5 protein-coding genes are annotated in these 3315 nt (G+C 41.9%); 1 reads left to right on the top strand and 4 read right to left on the bottom strand.

From position 1 onward, the window contains the following. Nucleotides 1-243: 243 nt before the first annotated feature. The 4 genes from AC1DDX_RS25630 to AC1DDX_RS25615 form a co-directional block, all read right to left on the bottom strand. Nucleotides 244-564 carry a hypothetical protein gene (locus AC1DDX_RS25630; protein ID WP_172663242.1) on the bottom strand — a complete coding sequence of 107 codons (321 nt, stop codon included), beginning with the start codon at nt 562-564 and terminating at the stop codon, nt 244-246. A 12-nt stretch (nt 565-576) separates the two neighbouring features. Further along, nucleotides 577-729 carry a hypothetical protein gene (locus AC1DDX_RS25625; protein WP_172663243.1) on the bottom strand — a complete coding sequence of 51 codons (153 nt, stop codon included), beginning with the start codon at nt 727-729 and terminating at the stop codon, nt 577-579. Between the two features lie 83 nt (nt 730-812). Continuing rightward, nucleotides 813-1604, bottom strand: coding sequence for a penicillin-binding transpeptidase domain-containing protein (locus AC1DDX_RS25620; RefSeq protein WP_430709540.1), 792 nt, complete (start codon nt 1602-1604; stop codon nt 813-815). Nucleotides 1605-1642: 38 nt separating this feature from the next. Then, complete coding sequence (locus tag AC1DDX_RS25615) at nt 1643-2419, bottom strand: phytanoyl-CoA dioxygenase family protein (protein ID WP_337714850.1); 777 nt, start codon at nt 2417-2419, stop codon at nt 1643-1645. Nucleotides 2420-2638: 219 nt separating this feature from the next. On the opposite strand from AC1DDX_RS25615, the gene AC1DDX_RS25610 reads away from it, so the two are divergent. Continuing rightward, entirely contained in the window at nt 2639-3157 is a 519-nt protein-coding gene (locus tag AC1DDX_RS25610) for a dihydrofolate reductase family protein (RefSeq protein ID WP_172663246.1), read from the top strand. Nucleotides 3158-3315 lie beyond the last annotated feature (158 nt).

Genomic DNA, 3315 nt, shown 5'->3' with positions numbered 1-3315 from the left:
GCCATTTCCTGCCTGCAAATCAATTGTTTAATAGAAGGCGGTTTTGTAATCATACCCACCATCCTAACCACATTTTTATCTAATATATGGTAGCTCACCAAATTCCCAACTTTACCGGTATACCGGTAAGATTTATCACTATTAAAAACCCCATTTCTTTCCCTTTTAAATAAATCCATTTCTATCTCTTTTTAAATAAAAAAGAGGCTCCCAAAAATAGGGGCCGTCATCTCCTTTGGTTAATCAAAGGAGATGACGGGCATCGCCCGTCTCCACCGCACTACCATCGTTATACTTCAAATTAGCGGCATCTATAACAACTCCGGTTTTAGCATCGCTAAGTTGAATGGTTTTACCGTTGGCAAGAGTTATAGTTGCTGTGTTACGGCCGGGCTCAATGTCATGAGATCCTGAAACAAGTTCAGGATGACGGCCACCTTCAGGGCGGGGTGCGTAGTAGGATGTATAAAAGAACAACCCGGCGCCAACAACCAAAAATATTGCTGCTGCCGCAGCTATACGCGGCCATAGCTTATAACTACGAGGCTGTACTTTACTTTCCAAAGACAGCTGGTTCTAGATGTCATATCCAACTTCATCAATTCGGCTCTCATTTAGCTGAACCTCGTCTTTCAATTGGTAATACCATCTTTCCACAACTGCCTTTTCAGCAGGCGTACAAAGTCCCTTTCTGTATTTATCAAGTAATGTCTTAGCGTCTTTTTCCATTGCTTACAAAGAGGTTTATATTCCCTCATATATAACCAATACGGCTGACTAAGACCTAACAGGTAGAAGAAAACAAAAAAACTTTACATGATTTTCAAATCTTTCATCACCGACCCGGTAATTTTCTTACGGCACTCAGAAAAATCAGGTCGGTTATTTTTTCGATCCTGCAGTAATCTTGTCGCAAAAAAATAAACATCATTTTGTTTTTCCACGTAACCAACCCACCATCCTGTGTTGATCTGATCTGCCATCGTCCATCCTGTTTTGGAGCGGATGGTATAAGTTTTATTTTGCTCGCTTATCATTACCCGCTTTACGATATCCATATTCTTTTTAGAGAACGGGAGTTTCCCATCGTACAGTTTTTTAAGAAATTCAACCTGGCTTACAGGTGAAATACCAAGGGGACCAAAGTTCCAAAAGTCTGCATCAGGTTCCGAAAGGCCTGCATTGCCGTATCCGCATTGAGTAAGGTATTTCTTGTATACACTTCTGTCAATCTTTTTTGCAAGCTCTATAAACGCCCAGCCGGCAGAAACTTCAAATGCGTTCTTTACACTTATATCATGATAAATTTCAGGTCTGTAGCCGTATTTTGTGGTATCGGTTTTTCCTGGCCATTTAACCATATAGTTCTCATTCGGTATGGTTCCTGTTTCAAGGGCAATCAGCATATTAATGATTTTGAATGTAGAAGCAGGCAAGGTTTCCCGCCTTGTATTAATGGTATCAGAAAGGATCCATTGATGCTTTTTGTAATCATAAATTGCTATACCACCTTCCACTCCACACTCATCAAAGTATTTTTTGAAATCAGAACGAACGATGGTCTGTTTTGACTGACAAAACACTACCGGGCTAATTGCCAGCATATATAAGGCTACTAAAAGGAATCTTTTCATTTTATTTTTTAAAAATACACATTTCTTATCGCTTCCTCTACCAGGCTACATGGGCCTGTACTACTGATATCAAAACCGCTCCTAAGCAACAACGGTGGCTGCGCCATAAACTTAGGCACACTACCGCGATGTCTTTGCGCCGCATGAACCAAAAAAGGGTGACAAAGGTATACCGTTCCGGCCTTGCCGACAGCCAAAGCTTCCTCTCTCTTGGGTAATTCAGGCAACCTATTTGCCAGTTCCATAAAAGATAGCCCTTCTTCACCTTCGGGTTTCAGCAATCTGGCAACATCCATATGCGAACCTTTTAAAATCCTGGTCGGCGCATCTCTCTCGCTTACATCCGAAAATAGAAACAGCATCAGCAAGCCACGGCCTTTTGAATATACATTGATTCGGGCGGCGAAAAAGTCATTAGGATCTGCTCCAGAAAAACCTGCATCTACGTGCCAGCCGGTATCATCCGAATCAACTTCCGATGGGAAACGAACTGGAAAAGCTCCCATGCTCATGCACGGTATCCATTTTTCTTTACCAACCAGCTGATCGAATGCAGCATGAAGAATAGGGGTATTCGCCGCCTTAATAAATGGCGCCTGCGTATACATACCCAGCCACACCACCGGTTTCGCCCATGTGCTACTGTCATTAGGATCAGCAGGAATGTCTTTCCAAAGGATATTTCTCGCCTCAGCGGCAAGATCGGCAGGAAAAGCGTTATCAATACGGACAAAGCCATCTGCAATAAAAGATTGTATTTGCTGTGGATTTAAGATGTCGCGCATAATGTTTTATATAAAAATTCAGACAATAAAGAATTAGTGTCCCTCCGGGACATTAGCCTTACGACTTGAAAATTTATATTATAACATTACGGTCATTCTCATATTCCAAATATATTAATTTTTCTCCTACTGTCGCAAACGCCCCCTCAATAAGTCGTCTTTGCAGGTTTTCTACCCCATTCCTCCAGATTACCTTTGGATATACAAAAACAACTAAGTATGAGAACAATCATCTACCTCGCTGCCTCTGCCAATGGCCTGATCAGCAATAACAGAAACGTACCCGACTGGTTGTCGCAGGAATACGGTGAAGGCTTTATGGCCATCAGTCTGCGCACACAAGCCGTGATCATGGGAAAAACAACCTATAATGTACTTGCACCAGACTACCTACCCATTAAAGAAGGATCACTGGTTGTGCTCACTCACAATACCATGGCCGAACCTGCCCAATCCAATGTACTTTTTACTGATGACAGCCCGGAAAAAATCATAGAACAGCTTGCCGCAAGAGGACACACCGAAGCCGTTATTATAGGTGGTACGCAAACCGTAAGTGCATTTGTCAAAGCAGGCCTGGTGAATGAAATCATCCTGGTTGTAGAACCGGTACTATTTGGCAACGGCCTGCCATTGCTCAAAGACATCGAAGAAGCAGAGTATAAACTTTCCCTCCTCGAAGTAAACAAATTGAACAACAATACTGTTCAATTACATTATTCAATAACAAACAATTAATCAACACTATAAAACTAGATACCATGAGACCAACAAAAATCTGGGCCAATTTGGGCGTAAAAGATGTAACCACTACCAGGAATTTTTATAGCGCCTTGGGCTTTAAACCCAATGAAGGCTACGACAAAACCGATGAAATCACCAGTTTTCTATTTGGC

It is taken from the genome of Pedobacter sp. 10L46_2 (assembly GCF_056395165.1).
Note: the sequence above shows the minus strand (reverse complement) of the source record. Positions and strands in the feature narration are given on the sequence as shown.